Annotated in this window: 23 protein-coding genes and 1 pseudogene; 16 read left to right on the top strand and 8 right to left on the bottom strand. The window is 53.4% G+C overall.

Features of this window, described 5'->3' with window-relative positions:
• The first annotated feature begins 245 nt into the window (after positions 1–245).
• Positions 246–938 carry a nitroreductase family protein gene (locus PsAD37_RS25160; protein ID WP_057461220.1) on the top strand — a complete coding sequence of 231 codons (693 nt, stop codon included), beginning with the start codon at positions 246–248 and terminating at the stop codon, positions 936–938.
• Here the strand turns inward: PsAD37_RS25160 and PsAD37_RS25155 are convergent.
• Together PsAD37_RS25155 and PsAD37_RS25150 are read right to left on the bottom strand one after the other, a co-directional pair.
• Positions 935–3,274: a heavy metal translocating P-type ATPase gene (locus tag PsAD37_RS25155; protein ID WP_063298423.1), complete on the bottom strand. Its 2,340-nt coding sequence runs from the start codon at positions 3,272–3,274 to the stop codon at positions 935–937. The two genes, PsAD37_RS25160 and PsAD37_RS25155, sit on opposite strands and share 4 nt — an antisense overlap.
• A 198-nt stretch (positions 3,275–3,472) precedes the next feature.
• Positions 3,473–4,117 carry a TetR/AcrR family transcriptional regulator gene (locus PsAD37_RS25150; protein WP_063298422.1) on the bottom strand — a complete coding sequence of 215 codons (645 nt, stop codon included), beginning with the start codon at positions 4,115–4,117 and terminating at the stop codon, positions 3,473–3,475.
• A 101-nt stretch (positions 4,118–4,218) separates the two neighbouring features.
• Between PsAD37_RS25150 and PsAD37_RS25145 the strand changes: the two genes are divergently transcribed.
• From PsAD37_RS25145 to PsAD37_RS25110, 8 genes are all read left to right on the top strand, one after another.
• Complete coding sequence (locus tag PsAD37_RS25145) at positions 4,219–6,051, top strand: acyclic terpene utilization AtuA family protein (RefSeq protein WP_063298421.1); 1,833 nt, start codon at positions 4,219–4,221, stop codon at positions 6,049–6,051.
• Positions 6,051–6,857 carry an enoyl-CoA hydratase/isomerase family protein gene (locus PsAD37_RS25140; protein ID WP_063298420.1) on the top strand — a complete coding sequence of 269 codons (807 nt, stop codon included), beginning with the start codon at positions 6,051–6,053 and terminating at the stop codon, positions 6,855–6,857. The genes PsAD37_RS25145 and PsAD37_RS25140 overlap by 1 nt, the downstream gene beginning before the upstream one ends.
• A gap of 184 nt (positions 6,858–7,041) precedes the next feature.
• Entirely contained in the window at positions 7,042–8,727 is a 1,686-nt protein-coding gene (locus tag PsAD37_RS25135; RefSeq protein ID WP_063290133.1) for an AMP-binding protein, read from the top strand.
• A gap of 103 nt (positions 8,728–8,830) precedes the next feature.
• Positions 8,831–9,739, top strand: a complete 909-nt coding sequence (locus PsAD37_RS25130) for an SDR family oxidoreductase (protein ID WP_063298419.1) — start codon at positions 8,831–8,833, stop codon at positions 9,737–9,739.
• Positions 9,727–11,337, top strand: a complete 1,611-nt coding sequence (locus PsAD37_RS25125; protein ID WP_063298418.1) for an acyl-CoA carboxylase subunit beta — start codon at positions 9,727–9,729, stop codon at positions 11,335–11,337. The genes PsAD37_RS25130 and PsAD37_RS25125 overlap by 13 nt, the downstream gene beginning before the upstream one ends.
• A gap of 53 nt (positions 11,338–11,390) precedes the next feature.
• The gene (locus tag PsAD37_RS25120) at positions 11,391–12,578 is read left to right on the top strand and encodes an acyl-CoA dehydrogenase family protein (RefSeq protein WP_063298417.1); all 1,188 of its coding nucleotides are present in this window, start codon (positions 11,391–11,393) and stop codon (positions 12,576–12,578) included.
• Between the two features lie 47 nt (positions 12,579–12,625).
• Entirely contained in the window at positions 12,626–14,515 is a 1,890-nt protein-coding gene (locus PsAD37_RS25115) for a biotin carboxylase N-terminal domain-containing protein (protein ID WP_063298416.1), read from the top strand.
• 66 nt (positions 14,516–14,581) lie between these two features.
• Positions 14,582–15,754: an acyl-CoA dehydrogenase family protein gene (locus PsAD37_RS25110; RefSeq protein WP_082826963.1), complete on the top strand. Its 1,173-nt coding sequence runs from the start codon at positions 14,582–14,584 to the stop codon at positions 15,752–15,754.
• A gap of 51 nt (positions 15,755–15,805) precedes the next feature.
• Here the strand turns inward: PsAD37_RS25110 and PsAD37_RS25105 are convergent, their stop codons facing one another.
• Genes PsAD37_RS25105 through PsAD37_RS25090 form a run of 4 tightly spaced genes read right to left on the bottom strand, consistent with a single transcriptional unit; the run spans position 15,806 to position 19,408 of the window.
• Positions 15,806–17,536, bottom strand: a complete 1,731-nt coding sequence (locus PsAD37_RS25105; protein ID WP_084408117.1) for a flotillin family protein — start codon at positions 17,534–17,536, stop codon at positions 15,806–15,808.
• A 21-nt stretch (positions 17,537–17,557) separates the two neighbouring features.
• Positions 17,558–18,259 (bottom strand): OB-fold-containig protein, encoded by a 702-nt coding sequence (locus PsAD37_RS25100; RefSeq protein WP_063298415.1) that lies wholly within the window; start codon positions 18,257–18,259, stop codon positions 17,558–17,560.
• A gap of 37 nt (positions 18,260–18,296) precedes the next feature.
• Positions 18,297–18,974, bottom strand: a complete 678-nt coding sequence (locus PsAD37_RS25095) for a PspA/IM30 family protein (RefSeq protein ID WP_063298414.1) — start codon at positions 18,972–18,974, stop codon at positions 18,297–18,299.
• A gap of 14 nt (positions 18,975–18,988) precedes the next feature.
• The gene (locus PsAD37_RS25090) at positions 18,989–19,408 is read right to left on the bottom strand and encodes a hypothetical protein (RefSeq protein ID WP_208860197.1); all 420 of its coding nucleotides are present in this window, start codon (positions 19,406–19,408) and stop codon (positions 18,989–18,991) included.
• Positions 19,409–19,680: 272 nt separating this feature from the next.
• On the opposite strand from PsAD37_RS25090, the gene PsAD37_RS25085 reads away from it, so the two are divergent.
• Entirely contained in the window at positions 19,681–20,553 is an 873-nt protein-coding gene (locus PsAD37_RS25085) for a serine protease (protein ID WP_063298413.1), read from the top strand.
• Between the two features lie 154 nt (positions 20,554–20,707).
• Positions 20,708–21,343, top strand: a complete 636-nt coding sequence (locus tag PsAD37_RS25080) for a hypothetical protein (protein ID WP_063298412.1) — start codon at positions 20,708–20,710, stop codon at positions 21,341–21,343.
• Positions 21,344–21,380: 37 nt separating this feature from the next.
• Here PsAD37_RS25080 and PsAD37_RS25075 read toward each other — a convergent pair whose 3' ends face one another.
• Positions 21,381–22,535: an acyl-CoA dehydrogenase family protein gene (locus tag PsAD37_RS25075; protein WP_208992083.1), complete on the bottom strand. Its 1,155-nt coding sequence runs from the start codon at positions 22,533–22,535 to the stop codon at positions 21,381–21,383.
• Between the two features lie 299 nt (positions 22,536–22,834).
• On the opposite strand from PsAD37_RS25075, the gene PsAD37_RS25070 reads away from it, so the two are divergent.
• From PsAD37_RS25070 to PsAD37_RS25055, 4 genes and pseudogenes are all read left to right on the top strand, one after another.
• A complete protein-coding gene (locus PsAD37_RS25070; protein ID WP_057461234.1) occupies positions 22,835–23,287 on the top strand; it encodes a YeeE/YedE family protein in 453 nt (150 codons plus the stop codon).
• A 1-nt stretch (position 23,288) separates the two neighbouring features.
• Positions 23,289–23,729, top strand: coding sequence for a DUF6691 family protein (locus tag PsAD37_RS25065; protein ID WP_063298411.1), 441 nt, complete (start codon positions 23,289–23,291; stop codon positions 23,727–23,729).
• A gap of 49 nt (positions 23,730–23,778) precedes the next feature.
• Positions 23,779–24,676: pseudogene (locus PsAD37_RS25060) on the top strand (MBL fold metallo-hydrolase).
• Complete coding sequence (locus PsAD37_RS25055; RefSeq protein WP_057461236.1) at positions 24,666–25,043, top strand: TIGR01244 family sulfur transferase; 378 nt, start codon at positions 24,666–24,668, stop codon at positions 25,041–25,043. Before PsAD37_RS25060 ends, PsAD37_RS25055 begins: the two are co-directional and overlap by 11 nt.
• Positions 25,044–25,142: 99 nt before the next feature.
• Here PsAD37_RS25055 and PsAD37_RS25050 read toward each other — a convergent pair whose 3' ends face one another.
• On the bottom strand, positions 25,143–25,586 hold the full coding sequence (locus PsAD37_RS25050) for a DUF3429 domain-containing protein (protein ID WP_082826966.1): 444 nt from the start codon (positions 25,584–25,586) through the stop codon (positions 25,143–25,145).
• 133 nt (positions 25,587–25,719) lie between these two features.
• Here PsAD37_RS25050 and PsAD37_RS25045 point away from each other — a divergent pair, with 133 nt between their 5' ends.
• Positions 25,720–26,472 carry an inositol monophosphatase gene (locus PsAD37_RS25045; protein ID WP_063298410.1) on the top strand — a complete coding sequence of 251 codons (753 nt, stop codon included), beginning with the start codon at positions 25,720–25,722 and terminating at the stop codon, positions 26,470–26,472.
• The last annotated feature ends 124 nt before the right edge of the window (positions 26,473–26,596 follow it).

The raw sequence follows: 26,596 nt of genomic DNA, 5'->3' as shown, positions 1-26,596 counted from the left end.
CAACCCGTTCACGTAATTCTATCGGATATGGCTTGCCCATGTGCCCTCCAAAAACAAGGATGGCAACATTGAATCACAAAAAGTTAAAATGAGAAACCTGAATCAGATCTGGCGCAGCACGCTCTAGCTGTATTCTTCCGTTAGTTTTCGCTGAGACCTCACATGGGCTGTAGGACGCTGGGAGGCTGTCGTCGGTTTGGCTTGTGAGGGAAAGTAAAAGAATACCTTAAAAGCGGGGGAACAGGATGTTTGCCAAAGAACACATTACCTATGAGCCAGTGGATTTGCCGGATCGTCTGGACCTGAGCGATGAGCAGATGCTTGAAGCTGTGAAAGGCTTTTATGACAAGATGAAGCGTCGCCATACGGTTCGGGATTTTTCAAATCGTCCTGTTGCCCGAGAGGTTATTGAAGAGTGCATTCGCACGGCTGGTACGGCACCTTCTGGTGCGAACCATCAACCCTGGCATTTTGTGGCGATCTCTCAACCTGAGTTTAAGAAACGTATTCGGGATGGTGCGGAAGAAGAAGAGCGCCGGTTTTATGACGGCGGTGCAGGTGATGAGTGGATCAAAGCGCTTGAGCCGATTGGCACCAACGATGACAAGCCTCACCTGGAAGATGCGCCATGGCTGATTGTTGTGTTTGCACAGCGTTGGGGGCAGTTTGAAGACGGGACGCGCTACAAAAACTACTACGTGCCTGAAAGTACTGGCATTGCTTGTGGTTTTCTGCTGACGGCGCTACACCATGCAGGACTGGTCTCGCTGACCCATACGCCGAACCCGATGAAGTTTTTGAATGGTATGCTAGATCGCCCTGACTCTGAAAAGCCAATCATGATCATTGCAGTTGGTCACCCGGCTGAAGATGCCAAAGTGCCTGCGGTGGCAAAGCTGAAGAAGCCTTTGTCTGAAATCTTGACAGTGGCGGATTAGAGCTTTAAGTGCTTAAGCCGTAAGGAGTTCATTACCACGCAGAAGGATGACAGGCTCATGGCCAGTGCCGCAATCATGGGTGAGAGCAGCGCTCCGGTGAATGGGTAGAGAATGCCTGCTGCGATGGGGATGCCTGCGGTGTTGTAGACAAACGCCAGAAATAGGTTCTGGCGGATGTTGCGCAAAGACCCGATGGCGAGCTTGCGGGCACGCACAATGCCAGTGAGATCGCCATTGAGCAACGTGATGCCCGCGCTTTCGACGGCGACGTCTGCGCCCGTTCCCATTGCCAGCCCGACATCGGCAGAAGCAAGAGCGGGTGCGTCGTTGACGCCGTCGCCTGCCATGGCAACCATTGCTCCGGATGCATGGAGTTGATCGACCAATGTCTTCTTGTCTTCTGGCAGAGCTTCTGCCTTGAACTCGTCAATACCAACGGAGTTGGCGACGGCTTTGGCTGTCAGGGCATTGTCTCCGGTTGCCATGACGACTTTGATACCGGCCTCATGCAGTTGCCTGATGGCCTCGGTTGCGTTTTCTTTGATCGGGTCGGAGATGGCGATCAAGCCGATGATGTCTTGCTCATTTGACATATAGATGCTGGTGTTGCCCACAGCGCTCAAAGCTTGGTGCTTTTGCTTCATGGCCTCAGAGATCTTGTCAGTGAGGTTGAAGATGACCGGGTTGCCGATGGCGTAGGGCTTTCCTTCGACCTTTGCGCTGACGCCCTTTCCGGTGTGGGCCTCAAAATCATCGGAGTTGGACAGCGACATTTTTCTGGCTGAGGCGGCATGGACAATTGCTTCTGCCAGTGGGTGCTCGGAGCCTTTTTCGATGGAGGCAGCGATGTGTAGGAGTTGGTCCTCAGTGTAGTCCTCAGAGAAAGACTGGATTGAGGTGACGGTCGGTTTGCCTTCTGTGATGGTTCCTGTCTTGTCGACAATGAGCGTATCGACCTTGGACATGAGCTCCAGCGCGGTGGCATCTTTAATGAGCACGCCGGCCTGCGCACCCCGGCCACTGGCGGTCATGATGGACATGGGCGTGGCAAGCCCAAGGGCACAGGGGCAGGCGATGATGAGCACTGATACGGCGACGATGACGGCGTAAGACAGGGATGGTGCCGGGCCGATAAGCAACCAGATGAAGAAGGAGAGAATGGAGATGCCGACCACGGTGGGGACGAAGTATGCCGAGACTTTATCTGCTAGGCCCTGAATGGGCGCGCGTGAGCGTTGAGCAGAGGAGACCATGGTGACGATCTTGGAGAGCATGGTATCCGCGCCGACGTTTGTTGCCTCTATGATCAACGTTCCGTTTTTGTTGAGCGTTCCGCCTGTGACCGTGTCTCCGACGTTTTTCTCAAGGGCGACGGGCTCGCCTGTGAGCATGCTTTCATCCAGATAGGATTGACCATCGACGACGCGAGAGTCGACAGGGACAGCCTCTCCAGGGCGGACACGGAGCTTGTCGCCTGTCATTATGTTCTCGAGGGGGGCGTCATATTCTGTGCTGTCATCCAGCACGCGGCGTGCGGTTTTGGGAGCAAGGTCAAGCAAGGCGCGGATGGCGTCACCCGTGCGCTCACGGGCTCGCATTTCCAGCACTTGTCCCATGAAGATCAGAGCAAGGATGACAGCCGAGGCTTCGTAATAGACCGGCGGATGGCCTGTGGCAGCACGGATGCTTGGGGGGAACAGGCCGGGCAGGAAGGTTGCCACCAGAGAATAAAGGTAGGCGGCGCCGACGCCCAGGGTGATGAGTGTCCACATGTTGAGGTTCCATGTGGTGATAGACTTGAGGCCTCGTTTGAAGAGCGGGATGCCTGCCCACAGGACAACGGGTGTTGCGAGGACAAACTCTACGTAGATGGCTGTGGGTTCGCCGAGCCATTCGCGGAACGGGAGGCCGATGAAGGGGCCCATGGTGATGGCGAGCAGGGGAATTGAGAGAATTGCGCTGAGCCAGAAGCGTCTGGTGAAATCAACCAGTTCGTGGCTGGGTTCGTCATCGCTGGTGACTGTCATGGGCTCCAGTGCCATGCCGCAGATAGGGCATTCGCCGGGGCCTTTCTTGATGATCTCCGGATGCATGGGGCAGGTGTAATCGACATCCTGCGTCTGAGTTTCCTGCTGCTTTTTGCTGTTGCCAGAGGCGTAGTAATAGGGATCGCTGTCGAATTTATTGAAGCACTTGGGAGAGCAGAAATGGTAGGTCTTTCCGGCAAAATCAGCTGAGAGGGTGTCGTCTGTGACTGTTACAGACATGCCGCAGACCGGATCCTGCTCCGTGGGGGAGGTGGCATTGGGTTGTGGTGTGTTTGATGCCTCGTCCATCAGTCAAAAGGCTCCCTGATCCAGCGCGCTCGCGTTCTACCAGCGCAGATCATATGCCTTTGCAGTGCCTTAAAGGATTAAAGCTTCGTGGGACTTGGCAGTATCACTAGGCTGAGCTTAATGGAAATGAGAGCATTTGGGTCAAGTTGCCATGAGCGTTTGTCTGGTGGCCATGGAGAGCGACTTGGCTTCCATTTGTTATGTGTCGCTCTGCGTTTGAGCCAGCTTCAGATGCGGCTCCATGATCATGGCGAACTTGCGGATGATCTTTTCGATGTAATCCGGGTCGCTGTGGAACTCCTGCTGGAAAATCATACCGCGGATGAATGAGCGCCAGATGAGGAGGGTCAGGGTTACGTCTTCAACGGCCTCTTCATCCAGACCCGGTGGCAGGAAAAACTGGTTGAGCTGCTCATTCCAATCTTCCAGTTTGGGAGAGATGCGCAGAGACAATGCCTTGTCTGTGCGGGTTGCCATGATGATTTCAGAGAAGGCGCGCCCTTCCGGCGTGTCGATGATGTTTTTCCAATAGGTTACGAGTGCGTCGGCGAGTGTCCCGTTACCAGAATGGGTTACCTGAGCGAAGGGGAAAGAGTTTGGGCTTTCCTGTTGGTAGTGGCGCAAAATTCTTGAGAGCAGGAAGTCGACCGTTCCAATCACCAGATCTTCCTTGGAGGGGAAGTGGTGCATCAAGGCCCCGCGACTGACATCAACCCCTTCGAGCACGCGGTTGATTGAGGTTTCTGCATAGCCGAGCCGGTCGAGGCAATCGATGGTCGACTTAATGAGGGCTTTGCGTGTGTTTTCACCGCGCTGCTTCTTCTTGTCTAACTTGCTTACCATGATCAACCTTAGCCTTAGGAAGGGGTTTTCTCTGAAACACTTGACGTATTGGGAACTAGTATATACCGTACGTTTGGTATGTAAAAGAGGTTTCCGTTAAAATGACCATGAAAACCACGGAAAATCAAAGCTCTAGTAAACGTAAGCAGCCAATTTGCATTGGGGGAGCTTGCGGCTTTTGGGGTGACTCTAACGCGTCAACCGGGCAGTTGTTGCGCGCTGGAGGGCTCGATTACATTGTTTACGACTATCTGGCAGAGATCACTCTTTCCATCATGGCAAGGGCGCGTCAGAAGTCTCCTGATCTCGGATATGCGACGGATTTTGTTGAGCAGGTGCTTGGCTTGAATCTGAAGGCTATTGCCGAATCCAAGACGAAAATTCTTAGCAATGCTGGTGGTGTTAATCCGATGAGTTGCGCTGCCAAGATCCGCGAGTTGATTGCTGCGCAGAAGCTGGATCTGAAGGTTGCCGTTGTTACCGGTGATGATCTGCTGGCGGAGGCTGGAACGTATCAGGCTGCCGGTGTGACAGAGATGTTCTCTCATGAGGCCTTCCCGAAGTCTGAGAAAGTTGCCTCCATCAATGCTTACCTTGGTGCGCAGCCTGTTGTTGCTGCTCTGGGCGCTGGTGCTGACATTGTAATTACAGGGCGGTGTGCGGACAGTGCGTTGACCCTTGCTGCATGCGCGCATGCTTTTGGTTGGGACTGGGCGGATTATGACCGCCTTTCCGCAGGGAGCCTCGTCGGGCATCTGCTGGAGTGCGGGACGCAGGTTACTGGCGGCAACTTTACGGACTGGCGGGATGTGCCGGATGTGAAGAAGATCGGCTATCCAATTGCGACAGTTTATGAAGATGGCAGCTGTGATTTGATCAAGCCGGAAGGCAGTGGCGGGCTTGTGAGTGTTGGTACGGTTGCCGAGCAGCTGGTCTATGAGATTGGTGATCCGCAAGCTTATTTGCTGCCTGATGTGACCTGTGATTTTTCGCAGGTGACGGTTGAGGCGAAAGCAGCTGATTGTGTGCATGTTTCTGGTGCGAAAGGGCGCTCAGCGCCTGAAAGCCTGAAGGTTTCAGCAACCTGGGCGGATGGGTTCCGTATTGGATTGATGATCCCGTATGTGGGCTTTGATGCTGGTGAGAAGGCGCAGATGTTTGCTGACCTTGCTCTTGGCCGCGCCGAGACGGTGATGAAAAAGCTTGGTGCGCCCGGCTATCAAGAGGTGTCTGTTGAGATCGTGGGGGCAGGATCTCAGGTTGGCGCGGCTTCTGTGAGCCGGGGCACCTATGAAGAAGTTGTCCTGAAGATTGCAGCGCGGCACGTGGACCAGCGTGCTGCCGGTTTGCTTTTGCGTGAGCTGACTGGATTGGGCCTTTCGGTTGCTCCGGGGATGACAACGTTTAACGGTGGTCGGCCTAAGCCGTCGCCTGTTGTGCGGTTGTTCTCATTCCTTGTTGAGCAGTCGGCGGTATCGCCTCAGGTTTCTCTGGAAGGAGCGCCTGTTCCGTTTGAGCCTGTGATTGCGACAGGTGTGGCAGCGGCAGCTGAGAGTGCCGAGGTTCCGCAAGTAGCTGCGTCTGATGATGCGCTGATTGATGTTCCGCTGATCAAGCTGGCTTATGCGCGTAGTGGTGATAAAGGCGATAAAGCGAACATCGGCGTGATTGCGCGGAAGGCGGAGTGGGTGCCGTGGATTGCGGCGGCGCTGAGTGAAGAGGCAGTTGCGCAGACCTTTGCGCATTTCAATCCGGGCAAGGTGGCTCGTTTCTACCTGCCGGGCTGTCATGCGCTGAATTTCCTGATTGATGATGTGCTTGGCGGCGGCGGTATTGCCAGCCTGAGGCTGGACCCGCAAGCAAAGGCGTACAGCCAGATCTTGCTGAAGCAGAGTGTTCCGGTTCCGCAGTCCATTGCGCAGGAGGTGATGTGATGAGTGATGCTTCAACAACTTCCCCCGTTCTTGTGGCTCAAAAAGATGGTTGGATGGCCATCACTTTGAACCAACCTGAGAAGCGCAACCCGCTGACAGGCGAGGTGATTGCTGAAATCTCCAAGGTGCTGCGTGATGTGCAGGATGATCGGAGTGTCCGTGGGATCACGTTCACTGGGGCTGGTGGTGTGTTCTGTGCTGGGGGCGATCTGAAGTCCTTCCAGCAGATCATGGCTGGTGGTGATGAAGCCGAGGCGATTGCGCAAAAGATCAGTCTGGAAGCTGCAGCGTTTTTTGGAATGATCGCCAATCAGCCGCAAGTGACCATTGCTTTGGTGGAGGGGGCCGCCATGGCAGGTGGTCTTGGTATGGCCAGTGCCTGTGACTTTGTGGTCGCAACGCAAGACGCCAAATTTGCATTTACTGAGACGCGGATTGGCTTGCCGCCTGCTCAGATTGCTCAGTACGTGACCAAACGTCTGGGCTACCAGAAAGCCAAGAAAATGCTCGTGTTGGGGAGCAAACTGACCGGTGTCGAGGCCTTTGACATCGGTCTGGTCGATGAAGCTGTTGCAGATCAGGCAGCGCTTGAGACAGCAGAAGCGGATTTAAAAAAGCAAGTTCTGGCTTGTGCTCCAGACGCTGTTGCAGCCACCAAGCGAGTGGTTGAGGAGACGCTTTTCCTTGAACAGGAAGAGTTGCGCCAGAGCGCGGCTGCTCATTTTGCAAGAGCTATCGTTGGGGAAGAGGGACAGGAAGGCGTGAAGTCGTTTTTACAAAAACGCAAACCTTCCTGGGCTCCTTAGATGACCCCTTAAATTCTGGGGTATGCGTTTACCCGATAACAGATGTTCGAATGCGGTGAAGGAAGAAGAAATGCAGGGTATGCTCATATTCGTATGAGCTGACTATAATGCCGAAGTCTATCGCGCAATAACGATAGTGTTGGAACCAGCGGGGAGGCTGAACCAACACATCAGAGGAGGGAACATGGGTACACAGTACGCACTGCCAATTGAAATGCTGCAAAAATGGGCCACAGATAAACCAAACTCGGTTTATCTGCGACAACCCGTGAACCGGCAGTTCATAGAATTCACCTGGAAGGAATGTTACGACACCGTCCGGCGTGTGGCTGCTGCGCTCCAGTCAATGGGTTTCCAACCGGGAGACCGGATTGGAATTCTCTCCAAAAACTGCGCAGAATGGTTTCTGGCTGACTTTGCAATTCAGGCTGCTGGTTATATCTCAACACCAATTTATTACACAGCCTCAGCGGATACGATCAGCTACATCATTAATCATGCAGATATCAAAGCGCTGTTTATGGGCAAGCTGGATGATTTTGCGCCGAGCCAGCAGGGTATTCCTGAGGGCGTGGTCAAGATTGCGCTTCCCTATAACACGATAGATTGTGAGCACAGCTGGACGGAGCTGGTCAAAACGAATGATCCGTTGCCAGAAGATAAGCTGGCCAAGCCAGAGCTGGATGAGCTGTTTTCCATTGTTTACACCTCTGGCTCCACCGGGAACCCGAAGGGGGTGGAAGTCACCTGGCGCAATATTGCCTATGGCGCATGGTCTCCAACCCAGTCTTTGGAACTGGGCCGTGAAGAACGCCTGATCTCCTATCTTCCGCTGGCGCATATCACCGAGCGTGCTCTTATTGAGCATGTGAGCCTTTATGCTGGTGTGGTTGTGAGTTTTGTGGAGTCTTTGGACACTTTTGCGGAGGATTTACGAGCAGCTGAAGTGACCATGTTCATTTCTGTGCCGCGTCTCTGGATGAAATTTCAGTCCAGTATCCTTGCCAAGGTTCCGCAGAAGAAGCTGGACAGGCTTTTGAGCATTCCGATCCTGAGCTGGTATGTGAAGCGGAAAATCCGCGGACAGCTTGGCCTGACCAACGCAAAGCTCATCGGGAGTGGTTCAGCACCAATCTCCAAGGCTGTTCTGGAATGGTACCAGAAGCTGGGCATCAACATTACTGAGGGATGGGGCATGACCGAGACTGCAGGTCTTGCGTCCTCTCACTTCCCCTTCCGTGCGGATAAGGTTGGCACAATCGGTACGCCGCTTGCAGGGCTTGAGATCAAGATCACCGATGAAGGTGAGCTTCTCATTCGCGGGGACGCTGTGACCAAGGGATACTACAAGGATCCTGAGCTGACTGCTGAAACCATTGAAGATGGCTGGTTCCATACTGGTGACAAAGTTGAGCAGGATGCAGATGGGTTCTTGCGTATTACGGGCCGTGTGAAGGAAATCTTCAAATCCTCTAAGGGCAAGTACATTGCGCCTGTGCCGATTGAGGCCATGCTGTTTGACAATACATATGTTGAGCAAGCCTGTGTGATGGGGTCTGATTTGGCGCAGCCTGCGGCGGTGGTGTTCCTCTCCAGCGAGATGACCCATGGTCTGTCGCGCGAAGAGGTGCGTACCAGCCTTGAAGAGACCTATCACAGCATTAACAGTGCCGTTGAAAGCCATTTGAAACTGAGTTCGATCATTGTCGCAAACGACATGTGGACCATTGAGAATGGTTATCTCACCCCGACCATGAAGATCAAAAGAACACGCCTTGAAGATCGCTATCAAGAGGTGGTGCAGGGTATGCCTGATCGTCCGGTGGTTTGGGAAGATGAATGCGGTGCTGCGGCTGGTGCGCCGGCCTGAAAGACTGACAATGGTTTGGGGTGACGTGGTCACCCCAAACCGGGAATTTTGAGGCGAGGGCCTCTGTTTGAATAAGCCGCGTGAGTGGCAGGGAGAATTTGGAATGAGCAATGAACCGTCCCGTTACGCATCAGTCCTGCGAGATGGGTTGTTTGATGGACAAACAATGATTGTGACTGGGGGAGGCAGTGGCATTGGTCGCTGTATCGCCCACGAACTTGCAGCGTTGGGCGCCCATACCGTTCTCCTTGGCCGCAAGCAGGCAAAGCTTGATGCGGTGGCTGATGAAATTTGTGAGGATGGCGGCGAGGTTTCAACTCACTCGCTGGACATTCGTAATGAAGAGGCTGTTGGCGAAACTGTTGCCAAGATTGTCGCGGAGCGTGGTGTGATCCATGGCCTCGTGAACAATGCGGGTGGGCAGTATCCAAGCCCTGCGGCCTCTATCAAGAAGAAGGGCTTTGACGCGGTTGTTGAGACCAACGTCACAGGCGGCTTTTTGATGGCGCGTGAGGTTTACAATCAGGGAATGCGTAAGAGCAAAGGCGGATCCATTGTCAATATCGTTGCGGATATGTGGCGCGGTATGCCGGGTATGGCGCACTCTGGTGTGGCACGGGCCGGTATGCAGAACCTGACCATGACGCTGGCTGTTGAATGGGCCGAGGCAGGTGTGCGGGTGAATGCGGTTGCCCCGGGCTGGATCGCGTCTTCCGGCTTTGACACTTACGACGAAAACTTCATCAAAACCATGTTTGCGCGGATGGCGGACAACAACCTCGCTCGTCGTCTGGGCACGGAAGCTGAGGTTGCCTCTCTGGTGAACTTCCTGCTTTCTCCGGGAGCTGCGTTCATGACTGGACAGTGTATTGGCGTGGATGGTGGAGCGCCGCTCTGGACCAACCTGATGCCGGTTGGCGATAATGCCAATATGAAGGAATACCAAGGGTTTCATCGCTATGAGAAGCCTAGGGCCCTTAAAGCTTGGGAGAAAGACAAATGCCCAAGTTAACCTCCTCAGTCGATAGCAGCAGCGCTGCGTTTGCTCAGAACAAGGCCTTCATGGAAGCTCTCATTGAGGAGTTCCGTGGGTATGAGGCAAAGGTTCGGGAGAACTCCGAGAGCAAGCGCGGGAAGTTTGAAAAGCGTGGTCAGTTGTTGCCGCGGGATCGTGTGAGCCTGCTGCTGGATCGTGGATCTCCGTTTATGGAAATCTCCACGCTGGCTGGCCTGAAGATGCATGATGATGACGGCAAGAAGAATGTTGCTGGTGGCGGCTCGATTGCCGGTATCGGTTATGTTGCTGGAAAGCGCTGTCTTGTGATGGCGACGGACTCTGCGATCAAAGGTGGCTCTATCTCTCCGATGGGCCTGAAGAAGACGCTTCGCCTGCAGGAGATCGCCAAGAAACAGAAACTGCCGATTGTTGCGCTGACGGAAAGTGCTGGTGCAAACCTCATGTATCAGTCCGAGCTGTTTGTTGAGGGCGGTCGGGCGTTTGCCAATCAGGCGCGTATGTCTGCGGCAGGCATTCCGCAGGTGACGGTGGTGCATGGGTCCTCGACGGCTGGCGGTGCGTATATGCCGGGGCTGTCGGACTACACTGTTGTGGTGCGCGGCAAGTCGAAGATCTTTCTGGCCGGTCCTCCGCTGCTGAAAGCGGCAACTGGTGAGATTGCGACAGATGAAGAGCTGGGTGGTGCGGAGCTGCATTTCAACACAGCTGGCACAGCGGAATACATGGCAGAGGATGATGCGCACGGCGTCGAGACCGCGCGTGAGATTGTTGACCACCTGCCTTGGGATGCGCCGGTCGAGGCGGAAGGCGGCAAACAGCCGTTTTATGATGCTACGGATCTGCTGGGCATCGTGCCTGAGGATGCCAAGAAACCGTATGATGTGCGCGAGATTATTGCTCGCATCACGGACGGCTCTGACTTCCTTGATTTCAAGAAGGAATTTGGCGGAGCCACGGTTTGTGGTCATGCCCGCATTGATGGGCAGGCTGTTGGCATTTTGGGCAATAACGGCCCGATTGATCCGCAAGGTGCGGTGAAGGCTGCGCAATTTATTCAGCTGTGTTGCCAGAGCAATACGCCGCTGCTCTTCCTGATGAACACCACTGGCTATCTGGTGGGCCGGGATGCGGAGACAGGCGGGATCGTCAAGCATGGGTCCAAGATGATCCAGGCGGTTGCCAATGCCACGGTTCCGAAGGTGACCATTGTGGTTGGTGGTGCCTGGGGTGCTGGCAACTACGGCATGTGTGGCCGTGGGTTTGATCCTGATTTCATCTTCTCATGGCCGTCCGCCAAAGTTGGCGTGATGGGGCCGGAGCAGGCAGCGACGGTGATGAAGATCATCACTGAAGAGAAGTTTGCGAAGATGGGACAACAGATCCCCGATGGCATGACAGACCAGATGGCACAGAAGATCGTTGACCAGATGTCGCCAGAGACCACAGCGCTGTTTGCGACGGCGCGGATTTGGGATGATGGGATCATTGATCCAAGAGACACGCGCCGCGTTGTCTCATTGGCCCTATCTGTTTGTGCAGATGCCAGGAAACGTCAGCTTAATCCAACAGCATTCGGGGTCGCGCGCGGCTAGGCAGAGCAGCGCCATTCGGCTCTTTGAGTACAGTTCAACATGAGGGTTTCACGATGGAATATACTGAAGAACATCGGAAAATGAAAAGTGCGGTGGTCAAGTTCGTCGAGGCCGAAATCAACCCGCATGTGCAGGAATGGGAAGAGGCAGGTATCTTCCCGGCTCATGAACTTTTCAAGAAAATGGGTGATCTCGGTTTTCTTGGTGTCAACAAGCCAGAAGAGTATGGCGGGATGGGCCTTGATTACTCCTATCAGGCCATGACCATTGAAGCGCTGGGCGCATGTGCCTGTGGTGGTGTGCCCATGGCAATTGGCGTGCAAACCGACATGGCGACCCCGGCGCTTTCGCGTTTTGGATCTGATGAGCTGCGCCGGGATTATCTCGCTCCTGCGATTGCCGGTGACATGGTGGCTTGCGTTGGCGTTTCTGAAGCTCATGCCGGGTCTGATGTGGCGAACATCAAGAGTAATGCGGTGAAGGATGGTGATGACTACATCATCAACGGCTCCAAGATGTGGATCACCAACTCTACTCAAGCGGATTACATGTGCATGCTGGTTAACACCAGTGAGGGACATAAGCACCAGAACAAATCACTGATCGTCGTGCCGATGGACAGTGCTGGTATCACCAAGTCGGATCGTCTGAACAAGCTTGGTCAGCGCTCTTCTGATACGGCGCAGATCTTTTTTGATGACGTGCGTGTTCCTCAGCGCAATCTGATTGGGACCGAGGGCGCTGGCTTTATGTACCAGATGCTGCAGTTCCAGGAGGAGCGCCTGTGGTGTGCCTTATCGCTTATTGATGGCATGGACCGCATCATTCAGCTGACCGAAGATTACTGCCGTGAGCGTGCTGCGTTCAATCAGAGTGTTCTGGACTTCCAGGTGGTTCACTTCCGCTTGTCAGAGCTGCGCACTGAAGTAGAGCTGCTGCGCGCGCTTTCTGAAAAGTGTGTTGAAGCCATGGTGCGCGGTGAGAATGTGACACGTCTTGCTTCCATGGCGAAGCTGAAGGCTGGTCGTCTGTCTCGTGAGCTTGCGGACTCCTGTCTGCAGTTCTGGGGTGGCATGGGTTACATGTGGGACAGCCCTGTGAGCCAGTTCCTGCGGGATAGCCGTTTGACCTCCATTGGCGGCGGTGCTGATGAAGTGATGCTCTCCATCATTTGTAAGCTGGACAATACGTTGCCAAACCCAAAGAAAAACCGTGCAATGCAGAAGGAAGCGGCTGAATAAGCTGCTTTCTGAAGCGAGAAGTTTTGGCACTGTGAAGGGAATTTTCGATGTTTGATAGTGTCCTGGTCGCCAATCGGGGGGAGATTGCTCGCCGAGTGTTCCGCACTGCGCGGCAAAAGGGCTATCGGAGTATTGCTGTTTATTCCGAGGCTGATGCAACGGCTCCTCATGTTGAAGATGCTGATATTGCAGCGTGTATTGGAGGGGCGACACCAGCAGACTCCTACCTGAATATTGAAGCTATTTTGATTGCGGCCCGCAAAACCGGGGCACAGGCCGTGCATCCAGGTTACGGGTTTTTGGCAGAAAATGCGGAGTTTGCGCAGGCGTGTGCAGATGCGGGACTGGTGTTCATTGGCCCGCCTGCGGAAGCGATTGAGCTGATGGGCTCCAAGCGGCTTTCCAAACTGCGGATGATTGAGGCGGGCGTGCCGTGTGTGCCGGGATATTCCGGTGCGGATCAGTCAACGGAGACATTGGCTGCGGAGGCGGCGCGTATTGGTGTGCCGCTGATGATCAAGGCATCTGCTGGCGGTGGTGGGCGTGGTTTGCGTCTGGTTGAAGACTTGAGTGGGCTTGAAGACAAGCTGGCGGCTGCAGCTTCTGAAGCTGAGAACGCTTTTGGTAATGGCGAGCTCATTCTTGAAAAGGCGGTGATCAATCCACGTCATGTCGAGATTCAGGTGTTTGCTGATAATCATGGCAGTGTGGTGCATCTGGGGGAGCGGGATTGCTCTGTGCAGCGTCGCCACCAGAAGGTGATTGAGGAAGCGCCGGGACCATCTGTGACGCCGGAAATCCGCGCGGCGATGGGGCAGGCTGCTGTTGATGCGGCGCGGGCGATTGGTTATCGCGGTGCAGGTACAGTTGAGTTCTTGCTGGCCGAAGATGGCAGCTTCTATTTCATGGAGATGAACACCCGCTTGCAGGTGGAGCATCCGGTCACTGAAGAGATCACCGGTCAGGATCTGGTTGCGTGGCAGCTGGATGTTGCTGCTGGTAAGCCTCTGCCGTTGAGCCAGGAGGATATTTCCTTCAGTGGTCATGCCATGGAGCTGCGGCTATATGCAGAGGATGCGGATGCTGGTTTTCTGCCGCAGACGGGTACTGTGCTGGCCTGGAATGGCAATGATCTTTCCGTGCGCGTAGATAGTGCCATTGAGCAGGGGAGCGAGATCTCATCCTACTACGATCCAATGATTGCCAAGTTGATTGCGCATGGCAGTGATCGGGATGAAGCACGGCGTAAGCTGTTGCGCGGGCTGGATGAGTTGGTTCTGCAAGGTCTGGTTCACAATGGCTCCTTCCTGAAGAGTGTGTTGCAGGATGATGTGTTTGCAGCTGGCAAAGCAACGACGGCGTTCCTTAATGATCGTGAACTTGGCTCTGTTGCTGCAGATGCAACGCGAGAGCTTATGCGGGATCTTGCCGTGTGTTTGTTTGCTCGCAGCAAAGGCCAAAGCCGCTGGACGACCGCGACACCTCTGCCCGTGAGGATCAAACTGGATGGTGAGGAAGTCTCTGCGCGGGAGGACCTGCGGGTTCTTACAGGTGAAGATCGCGGCAGCATTGTTTTTGAAGCGGACGGCGTTCGTCGCTCTGCCTTTGTGAGTGAAGCGCCTGAAGGTGGGCTTTGGATCTCGCTGGAAGGGCAGACGCAGTTCTTCCAAGAGCAGAGTTTCAGCTCCAAGAAAGAAGATAATTCGGCTGCTTCCAGCTCGATTATTGCCCCGATGCCGGGTGCTGTTGTTGCTTTGAAGACAGAGCAAGGTGCGCAAGTCTCCAAAGGAGATGTGCTGCTGGTTCTGGAAGCGATGAAGATGCAGCACGAGCTGACGGCACCGCGTGATGGTGTTGTTGCTGAACTTGGGACGCAGGAAGGCGCGCAGGTGAATAGCCGTGACGTGCTGGTTCGTCTGGAAGAAGAGACCGCCTGAGTTTTTCTGCCAGTGATTTTGTGCCAATGATTTTGTGAATGACCCGCAGGCTTTGCGGAGGAGAATATGATGAGTTTGAGTCTTCCTGACTTCGGATTGAAGCGCAAGTCCACCATGTTCAACGAAGAGCATGAGGCTTTTCGTGATGTGCTTTCCCGTTTCATTGCCAAGGAGATCACTCCTTACGTCGCCCAATGGGATGAAGCCAACGAGTTTCCTCGTGAGCTTTACAAAAAGGCGGCGGATGTTGGGCTGCTCGGCATCATGTTTCCTGAGGAGTATGGCGGGACGGGTATCGATTATCCGTTGTCTTATCTCTCTGCTGTTGAGCTTGGACGTGCGGGGAGCGGAGGCATCAATGCGGGCTTGATGAGCCACACCATTGGCACGCCGCCAATTGCGCACCTTGGGTCTGATGAGTTGAAGGCGCGGGTGATCCCGTCAGTTTTGGCAGGCGAGAAGATTTCGGCGCTTGCGATTACTGAGCCGGGTGGTGGATCAGATGTGCAGAACCTGAAGACGGTTGCTCGCCGTGAGAATGGTCATTACGTCCTGAATGGTGAGAAGACCTTCATCACCTCCGGTATGCGTGCGGACTACTATACGGTTGCTGTGCGGACGGGTGATACGGGCATGGGCGGTATTTCGCTGATGCTGGTTGAAAAGGGTATGGAGGGTTTTACTCAGACGCCGTTGCACAAGATGGGATGGTGGGCCTCTGACACCGCTACGCTGCATTTTGACAATGTGAAGGTGCCTGTCGAAAACCTGATTGGCGGAGAGAATGCCGGCTTCATGGGCATCATGATGAACTTCAACAATGAGCGTCTGTTCCTGGCCTCTGCGTGCTACGGGCATATGCTTGGTGTGTTTGAAGAGGCGCTTGATTGGGCGAAGCAACGCGAGACGTTTGGCAAGCCGCTCATTTATCGTCAGGTCATCCGGCACAAGTTTGTTGATATGGCGATGAAGATGCAGGCCGTTCGGGCGGTGCTGGAAGAGCTGGCGCAGCGGTTGCAGTTGGGCGAAAGCCCGATCACCGAGATCTGTATGGCGAAGAACCTTGCTACGAGTACGCTGGAATATGTGGCCAATGAGTGCCTTCAAATCCTTGGCGGTGCAGGTTACATGCGCGGAACCAAGGTTGAGCGCATTTACCGTGAGACCAAGGTGATGACGATTGGTGGCGGTTCTTCAGAGATCATGAAGGACCTGGCCAGTCGGCAAATGGGTATCTAAGTGTTTTGTTTTGAATGAAAAAGCCCCGCTTTTGAGCGGGGCTTTTGTGTTTTATACGGTCTCTTTGGAGACTGACTGTGCCATCTCATTTGGCGTTACGCCGGAGATGCCCAGTTCTCCGAGGAGACTGTCGACCAGTGGGGCCTGAGAGCGGTATCTCAGGGCTGAGTTGACCAACTGATCGGAAAGACCGGCAGACCCTTCTGCTGGTGTTCCGTTTGCTGCTGGTGCTGCACCACCCAGACCATCGACCTGAAGGATTTTGATCTCGTCGATGTTCTCCATTGGCTTCACGCTGGCGCTGATGACCTGTGGCAGAGCTTCGATCAGAGCCAGTTTGACCTGCATATTGATCTGCTCAGGTGATAGGAGGTTGGATGCCTCGTTTAGGATACGCTGACCTTCCGCTTCTACCGCAAGGCGGAGTTTGTCAGCTTCTGCACGGGTCGTGACGGCGTCTGCTTCCGCATTTGCTGCAATACGGATCTGATCCGCATCACCGCCCGCTTTCAGACGAACAGCTTCTGCATGGTCTTCCGCAGCCTGTTTTTCTGCTTCTGCGCCAACTGTAACGGATATTGCGGAGCGTTCAGCATCCTGAGCTGCCTGAACCAGATCGACTTGCTTCTGACGTTCGGCCACTTCGATTTCTCGGGCGGTGACAACCTGCTCTTCTGCCTTGATCGCAATAGCGCGGGCTTCGTTTGCTGCAGCGTCGGCAGTTGAAAGTGCTTTGGACTTCTCGGAGACTGCAATTGAGCGGTCCTGTTGGGTCAGCTCAAGAACCTTCTCTTTCTCAATGCGCGTTTCTTCCAGGGCGCGGTCCTTGAGAATTTCCTGCTCTTTGACCTGACGTTCGGACGCGATTGCTGACTGGCGGATTTCCAGCTTTGAGGTGATATCTGCCTGCTCTGCATCACGGCGACGCTCTGCCTGTTCCGTGGCAATCAATGCTTGCTGCTTGGCTTTGCGAATTTCCAGATCGCGCTGCTGTTCCAGTGAAGCGTATTCTTCCTCACGAGCGATTTCGAGCTTTTGTTGCTCGGCTTCGAGGTTTTTGCGGCGGATCAGGACTTCTGTATCCTGCTCAATGTCGTTGCGTTTTCTGCGACGTTCTTCAATTTCCTGCGTGAGCTTGGTCAGACCTTCTGCATCAAATGCGTTGTTTGGATTGAAGTATTCCATGCGGGTCTGGTCAAGACCGGTCAGGGAGACTGATTCCAGCTCAAGGCCGTTTTTCAGCAGATCTTCCGAGACGGCTGCCTGTACCTTTTGCACGAAGGAAACGCGTTGCTCGTGTAGTTCTTCCATTGCCATTTCAGCAGCTACGGCGCGCAGAGCATCAACGAACTTACCTTCAATGAGGTGCTTCAGATCTTCCGGGTGCATGGTGCGAATACCGAGGGTTTGTGCGGCATTAGCAATGGATTCAATGGTTGGCTGAGCGCGTAGGTAAAACTCAGCAACCACATCAACACGCATTCTATCGCGGGTGATCAGTGCTGCTTCATCGGCTCTGCGCACTTCAAGGCGCAAGGTGTTCATATTCACCTGAATGATGTCGTGCAGCACTGGCAAGACAATGGCGCCGCCGTTCATGATGACTTTCTGACCGCCAAAACCAGTCCGTACAAACGCAACCTCTTTTGAAGAGCGGGTGTAGAGGCGTGAAAAGACAATGCCGATTGCGAGAAGGGCAATAAGGACAACGGCTGCCAGGACGAGCATCTCAGTCAGTCCAGTGGCTGACTCCAAGGCGGAGTTTTGATTTTCTGTAAACATATTGGGCCTCAAATTGAGAGATTAATTTGCAAGCGTGTCTGGGCGAGGTGATAAATTTTTGTGTGGGTTTGCAATTGCTGTGAAAAGGGAGCCTTTTAAGCCGACAAGCAAGACTTCGTCTCCCTGTTTTAAAGTGATGTCTGGCTGGTCTGGAATGACCTGCACGTAATGTCGTGTGCCAAAATTATCCGTAACGCGGGCTTCTGCCTGCAAAGCCATGGTCGCATTGCCAAGTGTCAGGACTGCAACTTCGCCCACCAAATTGTTTCGTGAGCGTGCGTCTGTCTCTTCCTTGGGCATGATGCGGCCAATGGCATGGCCAGTTGTGGCGGTGAACCAGAAGCTGACAATCACTGTCGGGATGAGCGCCATCCAGAAGGGGATTGATGAGCCTATGACAGATGCAGCGGTGTACTGTATCAGCACACCTATGATGCCGAAGCTGGTAAGCAGGATGATCAGCAAGACGATGAACGGGACCTTGCCCACGGCCAGCCATGCCAGGAACCCGTCGACGGGGCCAAGGCCAACCGCGTCTACCGAGACGTCTGCATCCATATCGACATCAGCATCGATATCCAGATCCGGCAATACATCATCGACCAGACCGGAAAGAGATAGCCCGAATACCATGCCGACAACTTCGAGCAGCGCCAGAGCGAGCATGACGAAAATGGCGAGCGTGAAGAGATAGGTCTCGCTTGAAAAAAGTAGTTGTGCCAATTCATCCCCCAATGAACACTATGATTGCTGGTTGCTGTTATTCTAGCTCAGCTTCCAGCGCAGCAAGGCGCTCTTCTACGCGGTGGTCGCGGGTCATCTGATCCAGCTTTGCGAGCTTTGCATCGTCGGCCATACTTCCTGAGTTTGCGACACCCGGTACTCCTGTAGCCGCTTTCATTGCGCGATCAAATGCAGAGTTGGCATTGTCAACGGCTGTATTGAGCTTGTGATCGCTGCTTCCATCTGCGGTTGCGCTTTGTGATGTTGCCGCATTTTTCTGCGTTATGTAAGCGTCCAGTTGGTCTGACATTTCGCGCTTGCGGCCCTGAAGGGCGAGGATGGAGTTGTTGAGCTCCTGTTCTTCATCACCAGCGTCGGCAATTGTCTTTTCCAGGACCGGGATTTGTGCTTCCAGGTCCATCTGGCGGGCAACAGCCGCGCGGGCCAGATCCTTCTCGCCAGCACGCAGGGCAATAGCGGTTTTCTCGGAGAGTTCTTCGTGAGACTTGTTGGTCTCTGCGAGTCGCTGGCTTGCTACGTGCTTTTTGACGGCTGCTTTGCCAAGAGCGTCGCGGACGTCTTCAACAGCGCCGTCGAGTTCACGAATAGCCTGTTTCATCACTATGTCAGGTGCAGTGCTTTCGACGGCATCAACAATGGAGTTGGCAGTTCCGGAAACCAGACGACCTACGCGAGATAAAAGAGATTCAGACATTGAGTCCTCCAGTATTACTTCGAGTTTAAACGGTTGCGCAAAAGTTCAGTGGAGCTGCGCATATCATCGACAAGCTCTTTGAAGAGTTCCGGGTTTTGCAGGCGTGGATTACGTCTCAATCCGGCCTGAAGCACCAACTCAATGAGCTCAAAAAAATCTTCTGTAACTGCGGCTTCTGCGTCCTTCAGGTCTGTTTCGCCAGCTTTGCCAGCCAATTCCCCGAGAAGGAGCGGAAGACGATCAGTCAACAAACGTAGCACGTCAGACTGGCGATCGCTTTGGTCGAGCATGTCGCTTGCTGGCTTTACCAGTTTCCGCGCTGCAAATGTGTGCGTGCCATCGCCCAATGATGCGAAGCTGTTTTCCGGTGCGGCAATGAGTGCCCGGATTTTATCACTTGGCGTTTTGGCCTCCGGAAAGTTCAACCGGGCCAAGCGCTCCGATTCCTCTTGCGTTAATCGTACGCTTAACGAAATGGATCTTGATGGCATGTAGCACCTTTGCATTACAAATGTAGTTCTAATGTAATTACAATTTCTGATTGTTCAAGAGGGTAAGCTAAAGTTTTTTGATTTGCAGAAAATGACATTGACTAAAATGCGAGTGCTTAGTTGGTTTTTTGATGAATGAACTCTGAGATCTCACAGCAGCTGTCTGGATTGGTCTTCTTCAGGAAGGATGATGTTGAATAAGGTGTGATTTCAAAATGGCGAACTCGCGTGAGGATAGGTGTGATTGCGGGGCGGCAGGTGAACGTGGGGCTGGCGAGTTTGGTGATGCTGTTTGGGATGAGCCGGAGCGCCTGCATGTGCGCAAGAGTTTGATCCCAGAGGGGGATAACACTGCCTTTGAGCGGATCATGGGTGTTTCTGACATCTTCCCCATCAACTACCTCAGCCGTGGGGTCGCGGCTGCACGGTCTATCTGCAAGGTTCAGCTGTATCGGGGTGGACGTATTCCGGCGGGGGCAGGGTCTGGCTTTTTGGTTGGGCCGAACCTGCTCCTGACCAATAACCATGTGATCCGGTCGCGCAAGTCCGCAGCGAAGGCCTCGGCTATCTTTCAATATGAGATGGATGAGGATTTTTCGCTTGGGCGGTCTGCCGAGTTCTCGATTACGGATGAGATCTTCTTCACCAGTGCGAGTGACAATCTGGATTTTAGTTTTGTCTCTGTTGAAGAGGGGAATAAAGAGGCCAGATCTCTCTCTGACTTCGGTTCTTTGAAGCTGCTGCCCCAATCTGGCAAGGCGGTGAAAGGTGAGGCTGTTTCAATCATTCATCACCCCAATGGCGGGCTGAAGAGCCTTTCGCTTCGCAACAGTCAAATCCTGAGCGTCCATGATCACTTCATAACTTACTCAAGTGATACGTTGCCGGGCTCTTCTGGTGCGCCGGTGCTGAATGACCAATGGTTGCCAGTGGCTTTGCATCACCGCAGTATTTCTCATCCATCCAACCGAAACCGCTGGATTGCGAACCGCGGTATCCGGATCAGCGCTATTTTAGCCTACCTGAAGCTGCATGCGTCAAAGCGCAACACCGACGCATTGAGGATTACTGAACGTCTTGGTTTGTAATTAAGCAGCAAGATCAGTGCACTAACCAAAGTGTTATGTTGATATACGTAGTTCAAAGTGACTAATGGGCATAACGTATATATCAATCCTCTTTTTTCAGAATGCTGCTAGATAAGCGTCCATAAATAGAAGAATAAATCTACATGATAGATCGATGCAAAGCTCCGGCGTTATAAGCAAAACAATTTTAGGACTTCTGGGAAGCGTACTCTTTGGTGGCGCGGCTGTTGCACAAGTGTGCCCAACCGCAGACACGATGAAAACCGGAATGGTCCTCATAAACAGCAGTATTCCCGTACGTTTTTTTGTTCGACTTGAAGAGGACGGGCAGATTACAGAGCTGCATTTGAATGAGCGATATGTGGTGGTGCGTGACCAGATACATGTTCATGAGAAGGGCTTGTTCCTTTCCTATGAACGAGGGGCTCACATCAATCGGACTTACGTGCCAGATATTCCGTTTGCTGAGTTCTTTCCGCTTGAAGTTGGTAAGGTCTGGACGGCATCCATTGATGTGTTTGAGAACGAAGACCTTGTACGCAGGGACGTGCCCTACAAGTTTTCCGTCGGTGAGCCTGACCGCTTGCAGGTTGGCAGTTGCGCCTATGATGTGCTTGATGTGACGCTTGAAACCGTCAGCGCAGAGGGTGAGGATATTGTTACCAAATATGCCTACAGCCCTGAGCTTGGAACCATCCTTAGAGGGGAAGGCAAGCATCTTTGGACATCCGAAAACGATGTGATGCAGTTTGATGAGCTGCGCGTTGTGCGCAACAAGCTGGTGCAATAAGCAAAAGGGGAGACCAAAGCCTCCCCTCTGAAGACGTTTAAGCCAGCACTTCGCGGCTGATCAGTTCCTTCATAATCTCTGAAGTACCGCCGTAGATGCGTTGAACGCGGGCGTCTACGAAGGCGCGGGAAACGCCGTATTCTCTCATGTAACCGTAGCCGCCGTGGAGCTGGAGGCAGCCGTCTACAACACGGCCCTGCATTTCTGTTGTGCCGAGTTTAGCCATACTGACGGTTGTGTTGTCGAGCTTGCCTTCCAGGAACATGCGGCAGCATTCGTCAACGAACGCGCGGTGGGTGCGGACGTCGGTTGCCATTTCTGCCATTTTGAAGCGGGTGTTCTGAAGGGTAGCAACCGGGCGACCGAAGGCCTGACGTTCTTTGACGTAGTCAGCCGTCATTGCCAGTACGCCTTCCGCACCTGCAACAGCGCCAACAGCGAGGGTAAGTCGTTCGCGTGGGAGCTCGTTCATCATGATGTGGAAGCCAGCATCCATTCTGCCGAGGCAAGCGCTGGCCGGGACGCGAAGGTCCTCAAAGAAGAGCTCAGATGTGTCTGAGGAATGCAGGCCGATCTTGTCGAGGTTCTGACCGCGTTTGAAGCCCGGGTTGTCTGCCTCAACGAGGAAAAGGCTGGTTCCCTTGGAGCCGGAGACGTCCAGATTTGTGCGAGCCACAACGATCACAACATCTGCATGCTGGCCGTTGGTAATGAAGATTTTGCTGCCGTTGATGATGTAATCATCGCCGTCTTTGCGTGCGATTGTGCGGATGCCCTGAAGGTCAGAACCTGCTGCAGGTTCAGTCATCGCGATGGCGCCGACGCACTCGCCTGTTACCATTTTTGGCAGGTACTTTTGCTTCTGCTCTTCACTGCCGTGATTGAGGATATAAGGGGCAACAATGTCGGAATGCACGCTGAGAGAAACGCCCAGACCAGAACAGTTGGCGCGGGTGAACTCTTCAATGATGACCATGGAGAACAGGAAGTTGGTGCCGAACCCGCCATATGCTTCCGGGGTGTCTACAGAGAGCAGGCCTTGCTCGCCCATCTTGTTCCAGATGTCACGCGGGAAGATATCTGCCTTCTCCCATTCGTCGTAGTGCGGGAGAATCTCTGCTTCGATGAACCGCTTTACATTATTGCGAAAAAGCTCAAGTTCACCTTTCAGGTCTTCGTCAATCATATCCATCCCTTTGTATTTCAAGCAGAAACGACGCTTTCCCAAATTCATCTCCCAACAGCGATTTAGGGTCGTTTCTTTACGTATACGGCAAGCCTAAGGGAGGTGATCAATCTGCGCAACTGGCGATGAGTATTAGGCGATTGGCATAATTGCTGCCGGTTGTGACTTGACTCTCCAAAATCGACTTATATATTAGAGAAAACTAAATTAGAAAACATACATTTTGATCATGGTATCGCGCATGCCCTGGTTAGTTTCTCCATCAACCGAACTTTCTTCTGCAGGGGAAAGAACGAGTATAAAATATGACTGAGTTTACCCCATATGCCTCGTTAGCCGGAGGCGTTTTAATCGGCTTGTCTACTGTCATCCTGTTGCTCGCCAATGGGCGGATTGCGGGGATTAGCGGCATTTATAGCCGTTTGTTTGAAACAGGTACGCTTGCCAATGGCAAGTCGGCCTGGGTGCATGGTGAGAAGGGCTGGCAACTGTCGTTTGTTGTTGGGATTGTTCTTGCGCCTCTGCTGCTGATGGCAGGGGGATTTGAGATTGAGCAAGTGTTTACAGGAGACCTGACGCTGATTGCGATTGCAGGGGCTCTTGTTGGCTTTGGCTCGGTGTTTGGAAGCGGATGCACGAGTGGGCATGGTGTTTGTGGTTTGTCGCGCCTGTCTGTTCGGTCACTGGCCGCGACAATCACCTTTATGTCGGTCGGCATTGCCGTTGTGTTCGTCCTTCGCCACGTGGTGGGGGGATAACATGCAACGGATCATCGCTGGTTTTTTGGCTGGCCTGACCTTTGGGGCGGGGCTGGTTGTTGCGGGAATGAGCAATCCTTTGAAGGTGCAAAACTTCCTTGATGTGTTTGGAAATTGGGATCCAAGTCTCGCCTTTGTGATGGGTGGCGCCATTCTGGTGGCTTTTCCGTTTTTCCGTCTGGCGCGCTTTCTACCGCGTCCGTTTGTGGCGGATGACTTTCGGATTCCGATGTTTCAGCAGATCGATAAATGGTTGATTTTTGGGTCAGCTACATTTGGTGCGGGATGGGGATTAATCGGTTTGTGTCCGGGTCCTGCACTGGTTTCAGTTTCATTGCTGTCGCCTCAGGCGATTGTGTTTGTTTTGTGCATGACGGCGGGGATGCTGGTCGCGAGACTGGTTGCCAGCCTCTCAATGCGAAGAGCGTTGAAAGAGGCCTGATCTGTCATGTGTTTCATTGATAAATCATGGATTTAGGTGGGAGAAGGTTATGAGCAGCTATCCTGTGCAGATGGATCAGAAAGTGGAGATCAAGGATTTCTTTGATCCGGTGTCGAACACCATCACTTATGTGGTGACAGACCCGGAAACAAAGGCATGTGCGGTCATCGATAGTGTGATGGATATCGACTATCCGGCAGGGCGCATCAGCTTTGAGCATGCCGATGAAATCATTGCGTACATCCGCGAGAATGATCTGAAGCTGGAATGGCTGCTCGAAACCCATGTGCATGCGGACCACCTGTCTGCTGCGCCGTATATTCAGCAGAAACTGGGTGGCAAGATTGGCATTGGTGAGCAGGTGACAGTTGTTCAGGGCGTGTTTGGTAAAGTGTTTAATGCAGGCACTGAGTTTGCACGCGATGGCAGCCAGTTCGACAAGCTGTTTCAGGACGGGGATACCTATCAGATCGGGAATCTGAAGTGCTTTGCGATGCATACGCCGGGGCATACACCAGCGTGCATGGTGCATGGTGCATGTGATTGGTGATGCGGCGTTTGCGGGGGACACCCTGTTTATGCCAGACAGTGGTACGGCCCGTGCTGACTTCCCGGGCGGGGACGCGTCCGTGCTGTATGCGTCTATCCATAAGGTGTTGAGTTTGCCTGACGAAATGCGTTTGTTCATGTGCCATGACTATGGTGCGAATGGGCGTGAGATTTTGTTTGAAACAACTGTTGCAGCTGAGAAAGCGGAGAACATTCACGTAGGTAATAGTACTAGTCGTGAAAAGTTCGTCGAAATGCGCGAAGCTCGGGATGCGACGCTTGATGTGCCTAACCTGATTGTGCCGAGCATTCAGGTGAATATGAGAGCCGGTCGTTTGCCTGAGGCAGAAAACGAAACCGGTCAAACCTATTTGAAAGTGCCAGTCAATGTTCTCTAATCTACTTCAGAAAATTTCAGGTGGCGGTGGTGGCCAGCTGCGTGCGCGTCAACTTGCCGAGGATTACTGGGTTGCCGGGCAGCTCTATCCTGAGGACATGGAGAAGGCACGGGAGCAGGGTTTCCGGTCTATCGTCTGTAACCGACCGGATGATGAAGCACCGAACCAGCCGACTTATCTGGAGGTTTCTGGAGCAGCTGAAGAGCAGGGTCTGGAGCACATTTACATTCCGATTGGACCGGGGACAGATTTCGCTGAGGCTGGTCAGGAATTGATTGATTTTCTTGCGGAAGCGCCTAGGCCTGTTTTGGCGTATTGCCGGAGTGGGAACCGGTCTACCATGCTGTGGCGCTCTATCAATATGTAAGCGTTGCCAAACAGTTAGATTTTATGATGCCAGTGAGGGAGACCTTGCTGGCATTTTTCGTTTGTGGGTGGGATTTAGGTTGTCGAGAGGGGATAAACCTCAGACGTTGAGGGCGATGACGCCCAGTGCGATGAGCGTGATGATGGTGGCTGTGATGCGCACGCCAAGGTAGTTTCGCGATGTGATTTCCAGATTTTGCAAATAGAAATCAACAAACAGCATGCCCGAGAAGAGGATGATAAGTCCGAGAATGAAGATGATCGGAGCGGTAAACAGGAACAGGCACCAGCCGGACAGTGCGACAAAGTTGCTCCATAACAGCAGCCAAGCACGCCTTGGGTGAGGAGCGATGAAGAACATGCCCCATTGGCTTCCCGCCATGAAGGAGAGGATGACAAGGGCATATAAACTGACTGCTATGACAGTTGCGCCCACCAGTGGCAGAAATGAGTAACCCACTGATAAACCTATGGCTCCGGCGATAAACGGAATGGTTCCGGCCAGAGCAAGGCACGCGTAGAGCAAGGGCAGTTCTCGGTTCATCAGGTTTCAGTCCAGCTCATTTCTACTCCTGATAAAGGCTAGCGGCTAAGGCTGAAGGTAGTCCTGATACGAAGTTGCTCTTTTGAATGAACTGCTCAATACCTTAAGGGCATAACCAGCGAAGGTGCCCGCCATGCAGCAAGAGATACTCACCACAGCCCGAATGATTGCAGAGGAGGCTGGTGCTTATGCTCTTGAGGTCTTTCATGACCGCGACAAGCTGCAGATTGGCAGCAAAGGCTTGTTGGATTACGTGAGTGAAGCGGACTGTGAAGTTGAGCGGCGCATCAAGCAGGCGTTGAGTGATGCCTTCCCGGAACATGGTTTCAAGGGGGAAGAAACGGGTGGTGAGCTGGAACCTCCGTGCTGGGTTATTGACCCGATTGATGGGACGACTAACTACCTTTACGGGCGGCCAGACTTTTGTATTTCCATGGCTTTTGTTGATGGGCAGGGACCCGCAGTTGCTGTTGTCCATGCGCCTTTTCACCGCCGTACGATTTATGCGGCGCGGGGGATAGGGGCGTTTGAGGATGGCAAGAGATTGCGACCCAGACAGGCCTGCGACCATGAGCTGGTGGTGAACCTGTGCTTTAACTACAAGCAGGAGAATAACCTCGATTTCCTCAACAAGGTCAATCGGCTGGTGTCAGAGCAGCATCAAATCCGTATTTGCGGGTCTGCGGCGTGGGCGTTGTGTCAGGCGGCGACGGGACAGGTGGATGGCGCCTACAATGGCTGCGTGAACAGCTGGGATGTGCTGGGCGGCCAACTCATTTGCGCTGAGGCGGGTCTTGAAGTTGCGCCTTACGTTTATGAGCAGGGTAGCGTCTACGCCTATCCGAAGGGCTCTGTGCTTTCAGATATTCTGGTTTCCTACCTTTAGAGCGTGCTGCGCCAGATCTGATTCAGGTTTCTCATTTTAACTTTTTGTGATTCAATGTTGCCATCCTTGTTTTTGGAGGGCACATGGGCAAGCCATATCCGATAGAATTACGTGAACGGGTTGT

This window comes from Pseudovibrio sp. Ad37, assembly GCF_001623075.1.
In the GTDB taxonomy this organism is placed as follows: domain Bacteria; phylum Pseudomonadota; class Alphaproteobacteria; order Rhizobiales; family Stappiaceae; genus Pseudovibrio.
This window is presented reverse-complemented; position numbering and strand designations above follow the sequence as displayed.